The 17,782-nt window shown below is 65.5% G+C and carries 19 protein-coding genes; 6 read left to right on the top strand and 13 right to left on the bottom strand.

Annotated features, from left to right (window positions below):
• Position 1: 1 nt before the first annotated feature.
• The 3 genes from dsbG to dsbD are packed head-to-tail and all read right to left on the bottom strand — an operon-like array spanning position 2 to position 3,341.
• On the bottom strand, positions 2–769 hold the full coding sequence (gene dsbG / locus MF4836_RS12825) for a thiol:disulfide interchange protein DsbG (protein WP_078470619.1): 768 nt from the start codon (positions 767–769) through the stop codon (positions 2–4).
• On the bottom strand, positions 745–1,608 hold the full coding sequence (locus tag MF4836_RS12820; protein WP_078470618.1) for a TlpA disulfide reductase family protein: 864 nt from the start codon (positions 1,606–1,608) through the stop codon (positions 745–747). Before MF4836_RS12820 ends, dsbG begins: the two co-directional genes overlap by 25 nt.
• The gene (gene dsbD / locus MF4836_RS12815; RefSeq protein WP_078470617.1) at positions 1,608–3,341 is read right to left on the bottom strand and encodes a protein-disulfide reductase DsbD; all 1,734 of its coding nucleotides are present in this window, start codon (positions 3,339–3,341) and stop codon (positions 1,608–1,610) included. Before dsbD ends, MF4836_RS12820 begins: the two co-directional genes overlap by 1 nt.
• A gap of 154 nt (positions 3,342–3,495) precedes the next feature.
• Here dsbD and MF4836_RS12810 point away from each other — a divergent pair, with 154 nt between their 5' ends.
• The 4 genes from MF4836_RS12810 to MF4836_RS12795 all read left to right on the top strand — a co-directional run bounded on the left by MF4836_RS12810 (position 3,496) and on the right by MF4836_RS12795 (position 7,469).
• Positions 3,496–4,173 (top strand): response regulator, encoded by a 678-nt coding sequence (locus MF4836_RS12810; RefSeq protein ID WP_078470616.1) that lies wholly within the window; start codon positions 3,496–3,498, stop codon positions 4,171–4,173.
• 3 nt (positions 4,174–4,176) lie between these two features.
• The gene (locus MF4836_RS12805) at positions 4,177–5,499 is read left to right on the top strand and encodes an ATP-binding protein (protein ID WP_078470615.1); all 1,323 of its coding nucleotides are present in this window, start codon (positions 4,177–4,179) and stop codon (positions 5,497–5,499) included.
• Positions 5,500–5,747: 248 nt separating this feature from the next.
• Positions 5,748–7,160, top strand: coding sequence for an aspartate aminotransferase family protein (locus tag MF4836_RS12800; protein WP_078470614.1), 1,413 nt, complete (start codon positions 5,748–5,750; stop codon positions 7,158–7,160).
• A gap of 81 nt (positions 7,161–7,241) precedes the next feature.
• Positions 7,242–7,469, top strand: a complete 228-nt coding sequence (locus MF4836_RS12795) for an MbtH family protein (protein WP_020299756.1) — start codon at positions 7,242–7,244, stop codon at positions 7,467–7,469.
• A gap of 73 nt (positions 7,470–7,542) precedes the next feature.
• Here MF4836_RS12795 and MF4836_RS12790 read toward each other — a convergent pair whose 3' ends face one another.
• From MF4836_RS12790 to MF4836_RS12745, 10 genes are all read right to left on the bottom strand, one after another.
• Positions 7,543–8,382 carry a class I SAM-dependent methyltransferase gene (locus tag MF4836_RS12790; RefSeq protein ID WP_078470613.1) on the bottom strand — a complete coding sequence of 280 codons (840 nt, stop codon included), beginning with the start codon at positions 8,380–8,382 and terminating at the stop codon, positions 7,543–7,545.
• A gap of 144 nt (positions 8,383–8,526) precedes the next feature.
• Positions 8,527–9,498 (bottom strand): metal ABC transporter solute-binding protein, Zn/Mn family, encoded by a 972-nt coding sequence (locus MF4836_RS12785; protein ID WP_178102946.1) that lies wholly within the window; start codon positions 9,496–9,498, stop codon positions 8,527–8,529.
• 12 nt (positions 9,499–9,510) lie between these two features.
• Positions 9,511–10,410: a metal ABC transporter permease gene (locus MF4836_RS12780; protein WP_078470611.1), complete on the bottom strand. Its 900-nt coding sequence runs from the start codon at positions 10,408–10,410 to the stop codon at positions 9,511–9,513.
• Positions 10,410–11,165 (bottom strand): metal ABC transporter ATP-binding protein, encoded by a 756-nt coding sequence (locus tag MF4836_RS12775; protein ID WP_078470610.1) that lies wholly within the window; start codon positions 11,163–11,165, stop codon positions 10,410–10,412. Before MF4836_RS12775 ends, MF4836_RS12780 begins: the two co-directional genes overlap by 1 nt.
• Positions 11,162–12,091 (bottom strand): metal ABC transporter substrate-binding protein, encoded by a 930-nt coding sequence (locus MF4836_RS12770; RefSeq protein ID WP_020299761.1) that lies wholly within the window; start codon positions 12,089–12,091, stop codon positions 11,162–11,164. The genes MF4836_RS12775 and MF4836_RS12770 overlap by 4 nt, the downstream gene beginning before the upstream one ends.
• Before the next feature lie 35 nt (positions 12,092–12,126).
• Positions 12,127–12,696, bottom strand: coding sequence for a DUF6162 family protein (locus tag MF4836_RS12765; protein WP_078470609.1), 570 nt, complete (start codon positions 12,694–12,696; stop codon positions 12,127–12,129).
• Entirely contained in the window at positions 12,693–13,040 is a 348-nt protein-coding gene (locus MF4836_RS12760; protein ID WP_078470608.1) for a hypothetical protein, read from the bottom strand. The genes MF4836_RS12765 and MF4836_RS12760 overlap by 4 nt, the downstream gene beginning before the upstream one ends.
• Positions 13,037–13,579 (bottom strand): thiamine pyrophosphate-binding protein, encoded by a 543-nt coding sequence (locus MF4836_RS12755; RefSeq protein ID WP_078470607.1) that lies wholly within the window; start codon positions 13,577–13,579, stop codon positions 13,037–13,039. Before MF4836_RS12755 ends, MF4836_RS12760 begins: the two co-directional genes overlap by 4 nt.
• A complete protein-coding gene (locus MF4836_RS12750; RefSeq protein WP_078470606.1) occupies positions 13,576–14,787 on the bottom strand; it encodes a PepSY-associated TM helix domain-containing protein in 1,212 nt (403 codons plus the stop codon). Before MF4836_RS12750 ends, MF4836_RS12755 begins: the two co-directional genes overlap by 4 nt.
• A 285-nt stretch (positions 14,788–15,072) precedes the next feature.
• Entirely contained in the window at positions 15,073–15,531 is a 459-nt protein-coding gene (locus MF4836_RS12745) for a VOC family protein (protein WP_078470605.1), read from the bottom strand.
• A 280-nt stretch (positions 15,532–15,811) separates the two neighbouring features.
• Here MF4836_RS12745 and MF4836_RS12740 point away from each other — a divergent pair, with 280 nt between their 5' ends.
• On the top strand, positions 15,812–17,035 hold the full coding sequence (locus tag MF4836_RS12740) for an SfnB family sulfur acquisition oxidoreductase (protein WP_078470604.1): 1,224 nt from the start codon (positions 15,812–15,814) through the stop codon (positions 17,033–17,035).
• A gap of 10 nt (positions 17,036–17,045) precedes the next feature.
• The gene (locus MF4836_RS12735) at positions 17,046–17,711 is read left to right on the top strand and encodes a methionine ABC transporter permease (protein ID WP_078470603.1); all 666 of its coding nucleotides are present in this window, start codon (positions 17,046–17,048) and stop codon (positions 17,709–17,711) included.
• Positions 17,712–17,782: the final 71 nt, after the last annotated feature.

Genomic DNA, 17,782 nt, shown 5'->3' with positions numbered 1-17,782 from the left:
CTTATTTCGGACCGAGGATTTTCAGCAGTTTGTCCGGCGAAGGCGCGCCTTGCTGCTGTTGCAGTTCGCCCTTGTCGTCGAGGTAGAAGATCGCCGGGGTGGCGGACAGTTCGAGTTCTTCCATCAGCTTCATGTTGGCGTCGAGCTTGGCCTGGATGGCTGCCGGGATTTTCGCCAGGGGCTTGAGGGTGCTGCCTTTGCCGGCTTTTTCGTGCTCGGCCAGGGTTTTCTGCGGGTCTTTGGCGGCGAGCAGGGCGGCGGATTTGCCGGGGCTGTCTTCGCGGATGATGCCGACCATGATGTGCCGCAGCTGGACCTTGCCTGCGTTCACCCAGGGCCGGGCCTGTTCCCAGAACATGTTGCAGTACGGGCAATTGGGGTCGCTGAACAGGTACACGGTGCGCGGCGCGTCCTTGTTGCCGTCGGCGATCCAGTTGCTGGCTTCCATCTTGGCCCAGACTTCCTTGGACATCGGCGCGTACACCAGCTTTTGCAGGGGCTCGGCGCTCAGGTCCTTGCCGTCGGCGTCGTACAGGTTGCCCAGCAGCACGTGCTGACCGTCGGCGGTCAGGTACAGGGTCATGCCCCGGTTCTGGTACTGCGCGGCGTAGCCCTTGAGGCCGCTGGGGGCGTCGAAGCTGCCGATGATCTTGGCGCCCTTGGCTTCGATCTTGCGGATGGGCGCCGGCAGTTCTTCGGCGTGCAGCGCGGTTACCGGCAGCAGGGCGGCGCCCAGGGACAGGGTCAGCAGGTGGCGGATGAAGGGCATGGCAGTTTCCTTGAAGGGGCGAGCGCCGAGGTGTGCGGCGTGTCGAAGTTTTCCAGGGCGCGGGCCAGGCTGGCCTCGGACAGTTCGCCCAGATGGCTGCCCAACAGGCGCCCGTCGGCGCTGTAGAACAGGGTAGTCGGCAACGCCATCGAACCCACGGCCTTGCCGAGGCGGCCGCTGCCGTCGAACAGCACGTTGTTCAGGTTCAGACCCTGGGTGGCCAGGTAGGTGCTGACGCTTTGCATGCTTTCGGCCTGGTTGACGAACAAGAAGGTCAGGTCCGGGCGTTGCTGCTGGGCTTTTTCCAGCACCGGCATTTCTCGCCGGCACGGTGGGCACCAGGTGGCCCAGAGGTTGATCACCAGCGGGCCGCCCTGATAGTCGGTCAATTGCACGCTTTCGCCGGTGGCGCTGTGCAGGGTGATCTCGGGCAGCCGCGTGCCTTGCTCGTACAGGGTCAACGACAGGCTGGCCAGCAGCCAGAACGCCAGGCCGCTGCCGACCCCGGCGCCCAGGGGCCGGCGCAGTGCCGGCCGGCGCCAGCCCCAGGCCAGCGCCCCGAGCACCAGGACAATGACCCCGGGCCAGACCAGGAAGCCGCCGTCGCGCAGGTCGACGATCTGCCACAGGTCATCGCGATAGTGTTTCCAGTAGGCCAGCACAAAGCCTGCGCGCGCGGCCAGGAGGCCGAGCAGGAACAGGCTGAACAGCACCGATTCGGGGTTTTCACCACCGCGCTTGGCCACCCTCCAGCCAATCAGGGTGGCGAGCGCCAATGCACTGATCAACAGCAGGTGGTTAAGGGCGATGGCAAAGGTGCCGATGGTAAAGGTCAGCATCAACGGGCTTCCCGGGTGATGGTCCAGCGTTGCAGAAAAGCCGCGGCATCCACCTCTCCGGTGATCCGCTGGCTACGACGTTCTTCGCCGTCCGGGCCGATCCACAGCAGGCTCGGCGGCCCCGGCACTTTATACCGGTTGAGCAGTTCGCGGCTGTCGGCGTTGTCGGCGGTGACATCCAGGCGCAGCAGGCGTACGTCGCTCAGGGCCTGCATGACAGTGGCCTGGCCGAACACCTGCTTCTCCATGACTTTGCACGACACGCACCAGTCGGCGTAGTAGTCCAGCAGCACCCATTGGCCCTGGGCCTTGGCACTGTCGAGGGCGCCTCGCAACTCGGCCGGGGTCTTGACGGTATGGAACGCTTCGTCGGTGGTCGCGGCGCTGGCGACGTTGCCGCCGCTGTAGACCTGCAAGGGTTGCCACAGGTTGTCGCTGCCGCCGGCGGCGCCCACCAGCAGCAGGCTGCCCCACAAGCCGACCAGCAGCGCGGCGGCACCGAACAGGTGCAGCAGCCGTCCGGCAATGGCCCGTTGTTGCCAGGTGGCGTAGGCCAGCACCAGGCCCAGGGCGCCCCACAAGCCCATCCACAGGCTGGCGTCCAGCACCGGGCGCAGCATATAGATCGCGGTGCCGAGGAACATGAAGCCGAACGCGCCCTTGAGCAGGTTCATCCACGGCCCGGGCTTGGGCAGGAAACGGTTGCCCACGGTCACCAGCAGCAGCAGTGGCAGGCCGATGCCCAGGCCCAGGGCAAACAGGGCCAGGCCGCCGAATACCAGGTCGCCGGTCTGGGCGATATACAGCAGGCCGCCGGCCAGGGGCGCAGTCATGCACGGGCCGACCAGCAAGGCGGAGAGGGCGCCGAGAATGCCGCAGCCGATCAGGCTGCCGCCCTGGCGCTGACGGCTGGCGTCTTCCAGGCGGTCGCGCAGGAAGGCGGGCAATTGCAATTCGAAGAAGCCGAACATCGGCAGCGCCAGCAGTACGAACAGCGCGGCGAAGCTGCCCAGGACCCAGGGCTGTTGCAGCCAGGCTTGCAGGTTGCTGCCCAGCAGCGCGGCAATCACGCCCATGGCGGCATACACCAGGGCCATGCTCAACACATAGCTGCTGGCCAGGGCCAGGCCGCGACGGGGGCTGGCGCCACTGCCCACCACCAGCCCGCCGAGGATCGGCAGCATCGGCAGCGAGCACGGGGCAAAGGCCAGCACCAGGCCCAGGCCGAAGAACAGCAGCAGGCTCCACCCCAGGCTCTGCTGTTGCAGGCTGCTGGCCAGGGCCTGGTCCGCCGCTTGCGTGGTGTTGCCGGCCAGCGCCGGGCTGCCCCCCAGGTCAACCTCCAGCGATTGCGGTGGGTAGCACAGGCCGGCGTCGGCGCAGCCTTGCCAGCCGACCTTGATCTTGCCGCTGGCGCCGGCCGGGATCTTCAGTTCCAGGCCCTGGCGATAGACTTGCTGGGCGCCGAAAAACTCATCGCTATGGGCCTCGCCCTCGGGCAGCGGCGGTTTGTGCGCATCCGCCAGGCCATCGAGTTTCAGCCGCTGTTGATAGAGGTAGTAGCCATCGGCAATTTGCCAATAGAGCTGGGTCTCTCCGGAGTCGAGACGTTGTGAAGTGAACACGAAAGCCTTGCCGACCGGCAGGAAGTCCGGCTTGACCTCGAACGGGTTATTCCCCGCCTGGGCCACGGCCGAGACCAGTAAACACAGCAAAATAAACAATCGACGCATGCTAAAGCCTTAAACCTTTGGGGGCAGCGAGCACAATGGCGGGTGGCGATTAACCGATGATTAACCCTGCGCAGCTTGTGGCGTTGGCCGTGCGGGCCATAATGTCGGCTTAATCCCGCGCGGTCTTAATCTACGCTTTTCTACAGGTCTCACCATGCACGTACTTGTCTGTGAAGATGATGAGCTGATCGCCAGCGGCATAGTCGCCGGTCTCACGGCCCAGGGCCTGACCGTGGAGCATGTCGCCACCGCTTCCGCGGCGCGGGCCATGCTCGGGGTGGCCGCGTTCGATGTGATGGTGCTCGACCTGGGCCTGCCTGATGAAGACGGCCTCAAGCTGCTCAAGCAACAGCGCCAGCAAGGCCTGGAGATTCCGGTGTTGATCCTCACCGCACGCGACTCGGTCACCGACCGCGTCGACGGCCTGCAGGCCGGTGCCGACGATTACCTGCTCAAACCCTTCGACCTGCGTGAACTCGCCGCCCGTCTGCACACCCTGTTGCGCCGGGTGGCCGGGCGCAGCGTCAACCTGATCGAGCATGGCCGCCTCAGCTACGACCCGAGCACCCGGGAAACCCTGCTCGGCGGCGCACCGGTAGACCTTTCCCGACGCGAGCAGGCGCTGCTCCAGGCGCTGCTGCACAACCGTGGTCGGGTGCTCTCCAGCGAGCAGCTCAAAGACAGTGTCTACGGCTTCAACGACGAGTTGGAGAGCAACGCGCTGAACGTGCACATCCACCACCTGCGGCGCAAGCTCGGCAACGGCATCGTCGAGACCGTGCGCGGCCTGGGCTATCGCCTGGGGCCGGCAGATGGCGGGGAGGACGCCTGAGTGATGAGCCTGCGCCTGCGCCTGAGTCTGACCCTGGGCGCTGCCTTTATCCTGATCTGGGCCCTGGCGGCGGCCTGGATGCTCAGCGACCTGCGCAATCAGATGATGTTTTCCCTCGACCAGCGCCTGGTGGCTTCGGCGCGCATGGTCGCCGGCCTGCTGGAGCAGTTGCCGGAGCTGCCGAACAAGGGTGAGGGCACCCATTTCAGTGCCCAGCAATTGAACGTCCCCGGCGGCATGGCGTGCCAGGTCAGCTCGTTGCGGGGCGAGATCCTGGCCCGGAGCCACAGCACCCCGGAGCAGAAACTGGAGGCCGAAAAACTGGGGTTTCATGATCAGATGATTGACGGCGCGCGCTGGCGCAGTTTCACCCTGGCCCGCGACAACCTGCGCATTACCACCGCTGATCGCCAGGTGGAGCGCGAAGCCCTGAACATGTCGGTGCTGCTGGCGGCCTCGGTGCCGGTAGGCGTGGCGCTGCTGGGGTGCCTGTGGCTGTTCTGGCTGGGCATCGGCCAGGGCCTGGCGCCGCTCAACCGTATTCGCGACGCTTTGATGCGGCGCAGCGCCGATTCCCTGGAGCCGTTGCAGATCGATCCGATGCCCAGTGAACTGCGGCCGTTGGTGGAAACCCAGAACCAGCTGTTCCAGCGCATCGCCAAGACCCTGGAACGGGAACGCCGCCTGACCGGCGACGCCGCCCACGAACTGCGCAGCCCACTGACGGCGATCAAGACCCACCTGCAAGTGGCGCGCATGACCGAGGGGGCCGCGCGCGACCAATCCCTGGCTCGCGCCGAAGAGGGCGCCGACCGCATGCACCGGACCCTGGAACAATTGCTGCTGCTGGCCCGGGTCGAGGGCAGCCTGTCGTTCGACGATGGCGTGCAGTGCAACGCCGAGCAGGTGGCGCGCCTGGCGATCCAGGACGCGGCCAGCGGCGCGCGCCAGCGGATCCGTCTGCACCTGAACGACTCGGTGGCCACCGCACCGGTGGAAATGCCCTCGGTGCTGGCGATTGCCGCCCTGCGCAACCTGCTGGACAACGCCTTGCGCCACACACCGGACGACGCGCCGGTGGAGCTGACCCTGGAAACCGTCGGCAGCCGTGTGCGCTTCCAGGTGCGCGACCATGGCCCCGGTATTGCCCAGGAAGACCTGCAGCACCTGACCCAGCGTTTCTGGCGCAATGGCCAGAGCACCGGCTGTGGCCTGGGGCTGGCGATTGTCCAGGCGATCGTCCAGCGCTGCGGCTGTGCCTTGCTGTTCGACAGCCGGCCGGATGGCCTGCGGGTCGAATTGACCTTGCCGCTGCACGCCGCCTGATCCCACTCCAGGGCATCACGCCCTGGGTCTTTTTCGTGACTGGAGCAACCCGGCTGATGACCGCTCGCGGGCCCACGTCGCCGAATGCGGATTGCCCGGCACCTGCCGTTGAGCAATTAACTGTCCCCTGGGTGTAAATCCCTGTCGTGCTGGTGCGTTTCCAGAACAGGAAAACCTGCGAGTGTGCGCCGTCACGGCTGCCTCTGGCTGGTGAGCAGTTTTGGTCAATTCCAGCGTGAGGGTTTGCGATGTCAGCCGTTACCAGCCTTATTGAAGATCAGCCCGCGCGGGTCAGCCCCGCGCCGGCCGAAACCCTGTATCAGTTCAACGAATCGCCGTTGCTGGCGCGTCAGGCCCGCCAGGAGTCCAACGCCCGCAGTTACCCACGGCGCATACCGTTGGCGCTCAAGCGCGCGCGCGGCATTTATGTCGAGGACGTCGAAGGCCGGCGCTTTATCGATTGCCTGGCCGGTGCCGGCACCCTGGCCCTGGGGCATAACCACCCGGTGGTGATCGAGGCCATCCAGCAAGTGCTGGCCGACGAATTGCCGCTGCTGACCCTGGACCTGACCACGCCGGTCAAGGACCAGTTTGTCCAGGACCTGTTCGGCCTGTTGCCCCAGGCCCTGGCCGACGAGGCGAAGATCCAGTTTTGCGGCCCCACCGGCACCGACGCGGTGGAAGCCGCGTTGAAGCTGGTGCGAACCGCCACCGGCCGCAGCACCGTGCTGTCGTTCCAGGGCGGTTACCACGGCATGAGCCAGGGCGCCTTGAGCCTGATGGGCAGCCTGGGCCCCAAGCGCGCGATGGCCGGCCTGTTGAGCAGCGGTGTGCAGTTTCTGCCCTACCCCTACGACTACCGCTGCCCGTTCGGCCTGGGGGGCGAGGCCGGGGTCAAGGTCAACCTGCATTACCTGGAAAACCTGTTGAGCGACCCGGAAGCCGGCGTGCAGTTGCCGGCGGCGGTGATCGTCGAGGCGGTGCAGGGCGAGGGCGGGGTGATCCCGGCCGATCTTGATTGGCTGCGCGGCCTGCGGCGGATTACCGAGAAGGCCGGCGTGGCGCTGATCGTCGACGAGATCCAGAGCGGTTTCGGCCGCACCGGCAAGATGTTTGCCTTCGAACACGCGGGGATCATTCCCGATGTGGTGGTGATGTCCAAGGCCATTGGCGGCAGCTTGCCGATGGCGGTCATGGTCTATCGCGACTGGCTCGACACCTGGTTGCCAGGGGCCCATGCCGGCACCTTCCGTGGCAATCAGATGGCCATGGCTACCGGATCGGCGGTGATGCGTTACCTCAAGGAGCATCGTCTGCCGGAACACGCGGCTGCCATGGGGGAGCGCCTGACCGAGCACTTGCGGATCCTGCAACGCGAGTTTCCGCAACTGGGGGATATTCGTGGCCGTGGGTTGATGCTCGGCGTCGAGCTGGTCAACCCCGAAGGCGAGCGCGATGCCCAGGACCACCCGCCGCACTACGGGCAGTTGGCGCCACTGGTGCAGCGCGAGTGCCTCAAGCGCGGGTTGATCCTGGAGTTGGGCGGACGCCATGGCAGCGTCGTGCGTTTCTTGCCGCCGTTGGTGATTACCGCGGCGGAAATTGACCAGGTGGCGAAGATTTTCAGCCTGGCGGTGGCTGCTGCGGTGAGCAGTTTGTAATTTATTGCCGCGCTGATCCGTTCCTTTTACACAGTGGCCGCGCACGTGGCGTGGCGAACCTTATATCGATGGAGACACGCAATGACTTCAGTATTTGACCGCGAGGACATCCTCTTTCAGGTAGTGGTCAACCACGAGGAGCAATACTCGATCTGGCCCGACTACAAAGCCGTGCCACAAGGCTGGCGCACCGTCGGCAAGAGCGGCTTCAAAAAGGAATGCCTGGCCTATATCGAAGAGGTCTGGACCGACATGCGCCCCCTGAGCCTGCGCCAGAAAATGGATGGCCAGGCCGCCGCGGCGCAGTAAATCCCAGATACGCCGCGCCTGTAGCCGCAGCCTGCGGCAGCGGCTACAGGGCTCACCAAAACGCCGTGATGTGTCAGGTGTGCTTGGCGCAGCCTGCGGCCGTGGCCACAAGGGTGTAGCTCAATGGCAAGCGCCATGGCGCTTCCTTGAGGTGCCATTCTTCCTGGTCGTCCAAGACCATCTGCCCAGGCAGCGCTTCCCAGGGAATGCTTTGGTGTTCCACCAGGGCGCTGATCTGCAGGCCATATTTCAGCAGTGCGGTGATGACCTCGCCCAGGCCGTGGTTCCACTCGTAGCTTTGGCTGGCCTTGATCCGGACTTCGCTTTGCACATAGGTCGTCTCATCGTTCCAGCTCAGCGGCTGCGCCTGTTCGAAGTAGGGGCGGTCCACCACCAGGGCGTCTTGGCGATCTTCGTTGAGGCTCATCATCATTGGGTGCCCATCGCGCAGGAACAGCCGGCCACCGGGCTTGAGCAGTTCACTGACGGTGCGTGCCCATTGGTCGATGCTCGGCAGCCAGCACAGGGCGCCGATGCCGGTGTACACCAGGTCGAAACTCGCCTTGGGCAGCACCTCGCAGGCCGCGTAGACATCGGACTCCACATAGGTGATCGGCGTGGCGCATTGCTCCGCCAGGCTGCGGGCCTGGACCAGCGACGCCGCGGAGAAATCCAGCCCGCTCATCTGCGCGCCGAGGCGCGCCAGCGACAGCGTGTCGGTGCCGATATGGCATTGCAGATGCACGGCCCGCAGGCCGCGAATATCGCCCAGCAGCGGTTGATCGAAACGCACCACGCACGACAGGTGGTGGGGGTCGTCGAGGTAGCGCTGAAACGCATATTCCTCGGACGCGGCATGCAGCGGCGCGCGTTCGTCCCAGTTGGCTTGGTTGAGCTTGAGGTAGTCGCTCATGGGGCAGGGCTCCTGTCGGTCCTTGAAGGCGAACGGCAGGTTAGCACCGGCTTGGGGGCTATTTCCTGAAGGTTTTTGTAAGCGCGTAACGGCCTGTAGGCGCCGGGTTGCGGATGCCCGCTCGCCGGCTCCCGTTTACAGCGCTCAGGATTGAGGCGTGAGGGCGCGGGTGACCTGGCCGATGTTGGTTTCCAGCTCGGTCAGGGGGTCGTCGCTGTCGGTTTGCAGCACCAGCAACTGGCTGCCTGCGGCGCTGATCGCGGCTTTCACGGCATCGGACGGTTGGCGGTGGTGGAGGACGATGGCCACGTCGTTGTCCTTGAGCTGGGTCTTGAGTTGTTCAAGGGCTTGGGGCGTCCATTCGTTGTCGGGCCGTGCATCGACGCCGATCGACTCCAGGTTGAGCCCGCTGATCAGGTAACCGAAGTGTTCGCTCAAGCTGAACGTGCTGAGGTTATCGGCATCGGCCAGGCGCGCTTCGCTGTCGGCGCTGAGTTTGAGCAGGCGCTGCTTGAGCGCGGCCAGGTTGGCTTCGATCTTCGGTTTGGCCTCGGGGGCCAGGCGCACCAGGTCGGCGGCGAGCACATCGGCCATGCGCCCCAGGTTGTTGCTCGACAGCCAGGGCTGGCTGTTCAGGCCATCGGTCTTGCCCGGTTGCAGGGCGATGCCCGGCAAGGCGCCATCCACCGGCCGCGCGGCGTCGACTTCGACCACATGGATATTGCTGCGCCGGGCGTTGGGGTACAGCGGATCGTCGGGCCAGATCGAGCGCAGGCCAATCACCGCGTCGGCGCTCAGGGCCAGTTTGCTCAGGGCCGGGGCGCCGCGCCCGGTGAAGTAGGCGGTCTGCCGCGAACCCGGGAGGTTGGCCGGTGCTGCCCGCTCCAGCTTGACCGGCGTGCCTTGCAGCAATATCTGCCCCAGGCCGAAGGTCACCGGCAACGAGGCCAGTACGGTGACCGGCTTGCTGGCCGTGGCCGAGTGCAGGGCCGCATTGCCCAGGCCGTTGCTGGCGAGCATGTGCATCGGCTCGAAGCGTTCGACGGCGCCGGCATGGCTGATGCCGAGCCCGGCCAGGGCCAGGGCGAGGGTCAGGTGACGCAGGGGAGTGTGCATTGAACGAAGCATTTATCCGATATTCCCTTTCAGGCTGGGGACCGTGCCGCGGGCGATGGCGGCGAGGGCGAAGGCGATGCCGGCCACCAGGATGATCGCGGCGCCGGAGGGGATGGGCAGGTCGAACAGGATCGGCGCGAGAATGCCGCACAGGGTGCTGACCGTGGCGATCAACACCGAGATCCAGAAAAAGCCCTTCAGCGACTGGCTCAGCAAGCGTGCGGCAGCGGCCGGGATCACCAGCAGCGCGCCCACCAGGATCGCGCCGATCACTTTCACCGCCGCCACGGTGATCAGGGTCACCAGGATCACGAACAGGTAATCCAGGCTTTTCACCGCCACCCCGCGCACCGCTGCCAGTTGCGGGTTGAAGCTGGCGAGCATGATGCGGTTGTACAGCGGCAGGCTCAGGCCCATGACCAGTGCGCCGACCACGGCCAGCACCAGCAGGTCGTTGCCGTTGACCGTCAGCACCGAGCCGAACAGTACGTTCTCGAGGATGTGCACGTTGATCTTGCCCGCCAAAATCAGCAGCAGGCTGGCGCCCAGGGCCAGGGACACCGAGAGGAACACGCCGATCAGGGTGTCCGGTGCCAGGCCCGTGCGATTGCGCAGGTAGTTGAGCAGGATGCCGAACAGCAGGCAGTAGCCGAAGAGGCTGCCGTAGGGCCCGGTGTAGGGTTCGCCCAGCAGAATGCCGATGGCGACCCCGGTCAGCGCCGCGTGGCCCACGGCTTCGGAGAAGAACGCAAAGCGCTTGACCACCACCAGGGTGCCCAGGCCGCCCAGCACCGGGCCGATCAACAGGCCGGCGAGCAGGGCGTTGACCACGAAGCCGTAGGCCAGGGCTTCAGGCAGATACCCGGAAGAGGCCCAGCCCTGGATCGTCAGGCGCACAGCTTCATAACTCATCAGGCGGCACTCTCGCAGGTGGCGTCGGCGGGACGCGGATGGGTGGAAAACAGGGTCAGCAGGCGTTCCGGAGTCAGGGCCTGTTGCGGATGGGCGTCGAACAGCACGCGACGGTTGAGGCCGGTCACCCGGTCTGCCAGGCGCCCGACCGCTTCCAGGTCGTGCTCGATCCACAGCAGGGTGATCCCGGCGCGGCGCCAGTCGCCCAGCAGGCGCTCGAAGACCTGGATCCCGGCTTCGTCGAGGGCCGACATCGGCTCATCCAGCACCAGCAGTTGCGGGGCCGGGATCAAACCCTGGGCCAGCAGCACGCGCTGGCGTTCGCCGCCGGACAGCGCGCCCATGCGCCGCTTGCGTTTGTCCTGCATGCCGACCCGCTCCAGGGCTTCGCCGATGGCCCCGGCGTAATGCCGGCTGAGGCCGAGGAAGGCCGGGCGGCGCTGGCACATGGCGGCCATGAAGTCGTCGACGGTCATCGGCAGGCCGCGGTCGAACTCCAGGGCCTGGGGCACGTAGCCGATCACCCCCGGTTCACCCGGCCACTGCAGGCTCAGTTGGCCCTGGTGCGGCATCTGCCCGAGCAGGGTCTTGATCAGCGAGCTCTTGCCGCCGCCGTTGGGGCCGACCAGGGCGTGCACGGTGCCGGGTTGCACGGCAAAGCTGACGTTGTCGAGGATGGTGGTGCGGCCCAGGGTCAGGCTGACCTGGGCGAACTCGATGGACGGGCCGCGGGTCAGGGTTTCAATGGCGGTCATGCCCCGGCCTCCTGAATCGCCCGGACCACGGTGTCGAGGTTGCCGGTCATTTCCTTTTCATACTTCTCGGCGCTGTAGTCGCCATAGGAAATATGCGACAGCGGGTACAGCTTGACCCCGGATTCGCGCTGGATGGTGTCGACGTAGGTGGACGGGAAGTCCATCTCGGAGAAGATCACCTTCACGTCCAGCTCACGCAGTTGGTCGATGGTCTTTTTCAGCTGGCTGGGGCTGGGCTCGATGCCGTGGGCCGGCTCGACCACGGCCGTGACTTCCAGGCCAAACTCGCGCAGCAGGTAGTCGTAGGCCGCGTGCACCGTGGCCACTCGCAGGTCGGCGTTGGGGGCTTTGGTCAGCTTGGCCAGGGCGTCGGCGCGCATCTGCCGCAGGCGCTTGCCATAGGCGCGGGCGTTCTGGGTGTAGGTCTTGGCGTTGTCCGGGTCCATCTTGCCCAGCTCGCGGGCGATGTTGTTGACCTGGGCAATGGAGGCGCTGATGGAGAGGAAGGTGTGCGGGTTGACCACCTTGCCCGCGCCGCGGGCGGCCACACCGGTGGCGGCCAGCAGCGGTACGTTTTCGTTGGCCTCGATCACCGGGATGTCGGGGCGCTCGCTGGCGGCGATCATGCGGTCGGCGAAGTCATCGTGGCCCACGCCGTTGAGCACAATCACATCCAGGGTGCCGATGCGCTTGATGTCTTCGGCGCGCGGTTCGTAGGCGTGGGGGTTGAAACCGGCGGGAATCAGCGGCACCACCTCGGCCTTGTCGCCGACGATATTGGCCACATAGCTGTAATACGGGTGCAGGGTGATGCCGATGCGCAGGCGCTTGGCTTGATCGGCCTGGGCCAGGGGCGCAAGCAGCAGGGCCAGCAGGCCGACCAGCAAGCCGCGCAGCAGCGGGCGACGTAGAGATGAAATAGGCATGGGCAAGCAGTCTTCTCTCGGGTGAATGCGGAGTTTCAGTGCCGATGCTGGCGGGTCACCCCGGCATCGAATTGCGCGACCACCTGTTTCCAGCCGGCATCGAGCAGGGCCTGGTCACTGAAGTCGGTCGGGGCGGCAAGGGGCTTGCTGCGGTTGAGCCAGATATCCGGGTTGGTCGGGTCAGCGCCGATGCGCATCACAAACGAGCCTGCCACTTGCGGGTTCTGGCTCAGGCCGACATAGGCCTGGTCGAGCAGTTGCCAGGCGTGGTCGCCACGGCTGACCGAGCTGGCGTCCTGGGCAAAGGGCGCGAAACCTTCTGCGGCCAGTTGCGCGGGGGTAGGCAGCGCCTGGGCCTCGGTTTGCAACAGGTGGATTTCGTCGAGGGTCACCCGCAGGTCGGCGTAGATCCCCTGTTCGCCGGCGCTGAGGTCGCGTCGGGCGTCCAGTTGATGACTGTCGACGCTGCTGACGGTCTGCGACTCGCCGCGCAGCAGCGCCACCGAACCGGCCACGGCCAGGATCACCAGGCACAACAGCAGCACGTACAGGGTTTCGTGGCCGGCGCCGGCAGGGCGCACGATCTGGGTTGTGGAGGCGCTCATGGGGCCTCGATATCGGCTTGGTCGATTTCCACCACGTGGCCGGGGCCGGCGTCGAACAGCACGTAGAATTCCGACGCCGGCTTCTTGAAGGTCAGTGTCGAGTCAGTGCCCAGCTTGCCCGGGACGAGGATGGTCTCGTCGTAGCCGATCACGTCCAGGGTCACCCCCGGGGCGCCACTGCCGTCGGAGAAACCCCCGGTGCACTGGATCTGCTCGGCGTCGATGGCCTTGCATTCGCACATCGGGTTGTGGGCCAGGGCGTTGCCGCTGAATGCGGCGCCGGCGGCCAGTAGGAGGGCGCTGCGCAACAGGCGCAGGCGGGAGAGGGGTGCGGCGAAGATCATGGTTTGCCTCCTTGTTTGTTCAGCCAGGCAATGGTGGCGGGCGACGCTTGGCTCAGGGGGATGGCGGCCTGGTGCATGCTGCCGTCCCAGCCTTCCATGGTGATCCACAGTTCGGCGTCGGCCTTGGTTTTTTCCGCGACCGGCAAAGTGGCAGCCAGGCGGTACGGGGTGCCGAAGAAAATCACCCCGGCGGCGCGCAGGCTGCGCGGTTTGCCGATGCGCAGGTACGTGGCCTTGACCTGATCAACGCAGGCCTCGCACAGGGCGGCGTTAAACCGTTTCATGTAACCGGCCGGGCCGTCGAGGCGTGGTGCTTCATTGCGCAACTCGGCCAGGCGCAAGCTCCAGGGGCCGACCTGGATTTCCCCGAGCTCCCGTTCGCCCAGGCCGCTGTCGCCGCGAAACAGTGCGGCGTCGGCAAAGTACTTGGGCATGAACCCCAGGGGGATCAGCAACAGCAGGATGTTCAGGTGGAAACGCCATTTGTGCCACAGCCGGCTCAGGCCCGAGGTCGGTGTGGTAGTGGTTGCCTGGCTCACAGGTTGCCCTCCGGGGTGTCGGTGTTCATCGCCGGGACAGCCCGGGGCGGGGTGCTACTACGGGCCGGTTTGTTACTGCGCTTGAGCGCGTTGGCGGTGGCCAGTGCGGTGCGTTTGGTCCAGATCAGCAGGCCGCTGAGGACCATCATGCTCAGCACCAGGCCGAAGAAGAACCAGATCAGCTTGATCCACAGACCGCCGAAATCGCCGGTGTGCAGCGGACGCATGGATTCGGTGACGAACTCCAGGGAAGTGCGGTCCGCCAGCAGGCTGGTGGTGTCCACCGAGCCGGTATAGGGGTTGATGTTGGCGGTCTGGAACATCAGCGGATACCAGCCACGGCCGCCGACGTACAAGTGGCTGTAGGCGTTGCTCGGCAGGCTGACGAAGCTGATGTCGAAGCCGGGGATTTTCTGCGTGGCAATGGCGATCGCCTCGTCCAGGCCGATCATCGGCGCGGGCTTGCCGTCCAGCGACATCGGCACGCTTTCACGGGCGATCACCGGAACCACGGCTTCGCTGGAAATGCTGATGTGGTTATCGGCCAGGATCGCCTCGATCAGGAACCAGGTGCCGGTAATGGAGATCACCGCAATAAACCAGATCGACCAGATGCCGCTCAGGCGGTGGAAGTCGCCCCAGAAAATCCGCGCGCCGTGCTTGAAACGCAGGTTGGGCTTGAGAAACCCCTTCCAGAACTTCTTGTAGACCACCAGCCCGGTGATCAGGGACACCAGCAGCGGCAGGCCCAGCAGCGACACCAGGTACCAGCCCCAGCTGTAGCCGTTGGTGAAGGGCACCAGCCACCAGCCGTGCAGGGCACGGGTGAAGGCTTGGAAGTTGAACTGCGGGCTGACCCCCTGGATGGCCCCGGTATAAGGGTTGACGTACACCGTGACCGAGCGCCCGTCGGGATAAGTAACAGCGGCATCCAGGGCGAAATGCCCTTCATCGGGGGTGCTGATGGACCTCACCATCAACTGCGGCTCGGCCTGCTTGATGGCCGCGACCACCTGGTCGTAGCTGAGGGCCTGGGCATCATCCGACGGTTTGCTGGCCCGGACATCCGGGTTGGCCAGCCACACGATCTCCTGGCTGACCACCGCCAGGGTGCCGGTGACGCACACGATCAGCACAAAGAACCAGATGGGCAGCGCCAGCCAGCTGTGGACGAGAAACCAGATTTTTGAGCGAGACTTCTTCGACATTGAATGCACGTCTTGATTCGAGGAGTGGAGCCGCTTTGGCAAATTGACCTCATGCCCCGGGCACAAAAAGTGGAGGCATAGGTTTAGCCAACGCGGCCGGCTGCATCTAATTAAGACGAATGAGAATCTTAAAACCCGCAGGCGGATATGAAAGGAAATGTTTCAGAGCCAGTCAGCGGCCCACCGAGCCCCGAGCCTGGGCCAGGCCACAGGGGGCGGGAGGGCTCATGAGCCGCTAAGGGTCAGCCATGGGCGGTCGTCCGCGAGGTGCCGCACGTTTCGGGCTCAGGCCTGTTGAAACATCTGCGCCGCGCGCTGGCTGATTTCTTCATTGCTGAGGTTTTCCTTGCGGCTGGCGAGGAACCACAGGTGGCCGAACGGATCCTTCAGGGTGCCGCTGCGGTCGCCGTAGAACTGGTCCTTGACCTCGGACACCACCTGGCCGCCGGCAGCGATGGCCTGGGCGAACTGCTGGTCGACGTCCTTGACGTACAGGTGCAGCCCTACCGACGGCGAGGCCTGCGGGTTGCTCAAGGGGCCCTGCTCGCAGGGGCTGCCGAGCATGATCGGGCAGTCGCCGATGCGCAGTTCGGCATGGCCGATGCCGCCGTCGGGCATGCTCAGGCGCATGACTTCAACGGCGCCGAAGGCCTTTTTATAGAACTCGATGGCCTCGGCGGCCTTCTGGATGCCCAGGTAGGGGGTGATGCTGGGGTAGCCCTCGGGAATCGGATTCACGCTCATGACGCTTCTCCTGGATCGTGGTGAGTGACGCGGGTGGGCCGGTTTTTCCGGTGGATTCACTATAGGCCCGGGCGTCATTGGCCCTGGTACGAGCCGACGAGGTGTCGCCCTGGCAACAGTGGCGCGCTGTTGGCCGGGCAACAGTGATCCAGCAGTTTGCTCGCCAGGGCAACCTTCACTGCTGGTCGCGCTGGCGCAACTGCTTGAATCCATTGGCTAAAACTTCCGGCATGGAAGCTGCAATGGCCCTGGCAGACCTTTATTCACCCGAGAGCGCTGCATGCCTTCCTTGCCTGAATCTGCCGTTTACCCCATTCATTCGCCCGCTGCCCATGTGATCCGCGACGAGGCCGAAGCCATCAGCGTCGCCGAGCGGGTCGCCGCCGTGCTGCTGGAACACGACGCCGAGCGCGACCGCAGCCGCCAGGTGCCGGTCGAGGTGGTCGACCTGTATTCCAACAGTGGCCTGTGGGGCATCAGCGTGCCGCGCGAGTTTGGCGGGGCCCAGGTGTCCTACGCGGTCCTGGCACGGGTGATTGCGATCATTTCGGCGGCCGATCCGTCCCTGGGGCAGATCCCGCAGAACCACTACTGCCTGCTGGAGGACATCCGCTTGCAGGGCAGCGCCGAGCAGCAGGCGCATTTTTTCGCCCTGGCCCTGCAAGGCCATCGCTTCGCCAATGCGTTGTCGGAAACCGGCGGCAAGAACGTGCAGGACATCCAGGCCACCATTCGTCGCGAGGGTGACGGCTACCGCGTCAATGGCCGCAAGGGTTACTGCACCGGCTCGCTGTATGCCCACTGGCTGGCGGTACTGGCCCTGGACGAAGAGCAAAAGGGCCAGTTGGCCTTTGTGCCCCGTGGCACCCCGGGGCTTTCGGTGATCGATGACTGGGACAGCATGGGCCAGCGCACCACCTCCAGCGGTACGGTGCTGGCCCAGGACCTGTATGTACCGGCCTTCAACCTGTTTCCCACCTACCGCTCCTATGAAAGCCCGACCCTGGCCGGGCCGTTCGCCCAACTGACCACCGCCGCCATCGACGCCGGGATCGCCCGCGCCGCGCTGCGCGACACCGTGGCCTTTGTGCAGCAGCATGCGCGGCCATGGATCGATGCAGGTGTGGAAAAAGCCAGCGAAGACCCGCTGACCATCATTCAGATCGGCGCCCTGGACATCCGCCTGGAAGCCGCCGAGGCCCTGCTGGAACGTGCCGGCCTGGCCCTGGATGCGGCGCGTCCGGCGCCGGATGAAGACAACGTGGCCCGGGCCTCGCTGGCGGTGGCCAGGGCCAAGGTGCTGACCACCGAGATTGCCATCGAGGCCAGCAACAAGCTGTTCGAACTGGGCGGCACCCGCTCGACCCTGAAAAAGCACAACTTCGACCGTCACTGGCGCAACGCCCGGGTGCACACCCTGCACGACCCGGTGCGCTGGAAGTACCACGTGCTCGGCAACTGGCTGCTCAATGGCGTGAAGCCGCCGCGCCACGACTGGTCCTGAGGCGCACGTCATGGCTGAGTTGCTGAAGAATATTTACTGGGCCGATATCGGCCAGGCCTGCCTCGACACCCTGAGCATGCTGTTTGCCGCCCTGGGGTTTACCGTGCTGCTGGGGCTGCCCCTGGGGGTGCTGCTGTTTCTCACTGGCAAGCGCCAGTTGCATGAGGCCATAGGCGTTTATCGGGTGCTGTCGGTGATCGTCAACATGCTGCGTTCGCTGCCGTTCATCATTTTGCTGATTGTGCTGATCCCCCTGACCACGCTGCTGGTGGGCACCTCCCTCGGGGTGCCCGGCACCATCCCGCCGCTGGTGGTGGGCTGCACGCCGTTTTTCGCGCGCCTGGTGGAAACCGCCCTGCGCGAGGTCGACCGCGGCGTGGTCGAGGCCACCCAGGCCATGGGTGGCAGCACTTGGCAGATCATCCGCCACACCCTGTTGCCGGAAGCCCGTGGCGGGTTGCTGGCGGCGGTCACCGTGACCGCCATCGTCCTGGTGGACTACACCGCGATGGCCGGGGTGATTGGCGGCGGCGGCCTCGGCGACCTGGCGATCCGCTATGGCTACCAGCGTTTCCAGACCGACGTGATGGTGGTCACCGTGGTCCTGCTGCTGGTGCTGGTTCAGGCCCTGCAGATGACCGGCGACCGCCTGGTGGCGCGCTACAGCCGGCGTTGAGCCCTTCCTTTTCAAAACCAAAAAACGGCCTCACGTGCGCCCCACGACGGTCACTCGCCTCTGCCTTAGGA

This window comes from Pseudomonas sp. MF4836 (assembly GCF_002018875.1).
Classification (GTDB): domain Bacteria; phylum Pseudomonadota; class Gammaproteobacteria; order Pseudomonadales; family Pseudomonadaceae; genus Aquipseudomonas.
The sequence above is the reverse complement of the archived record's forward strand: the minus strand, read 5'-3'. Positions and strand labels throughout refer to the sequence as shown.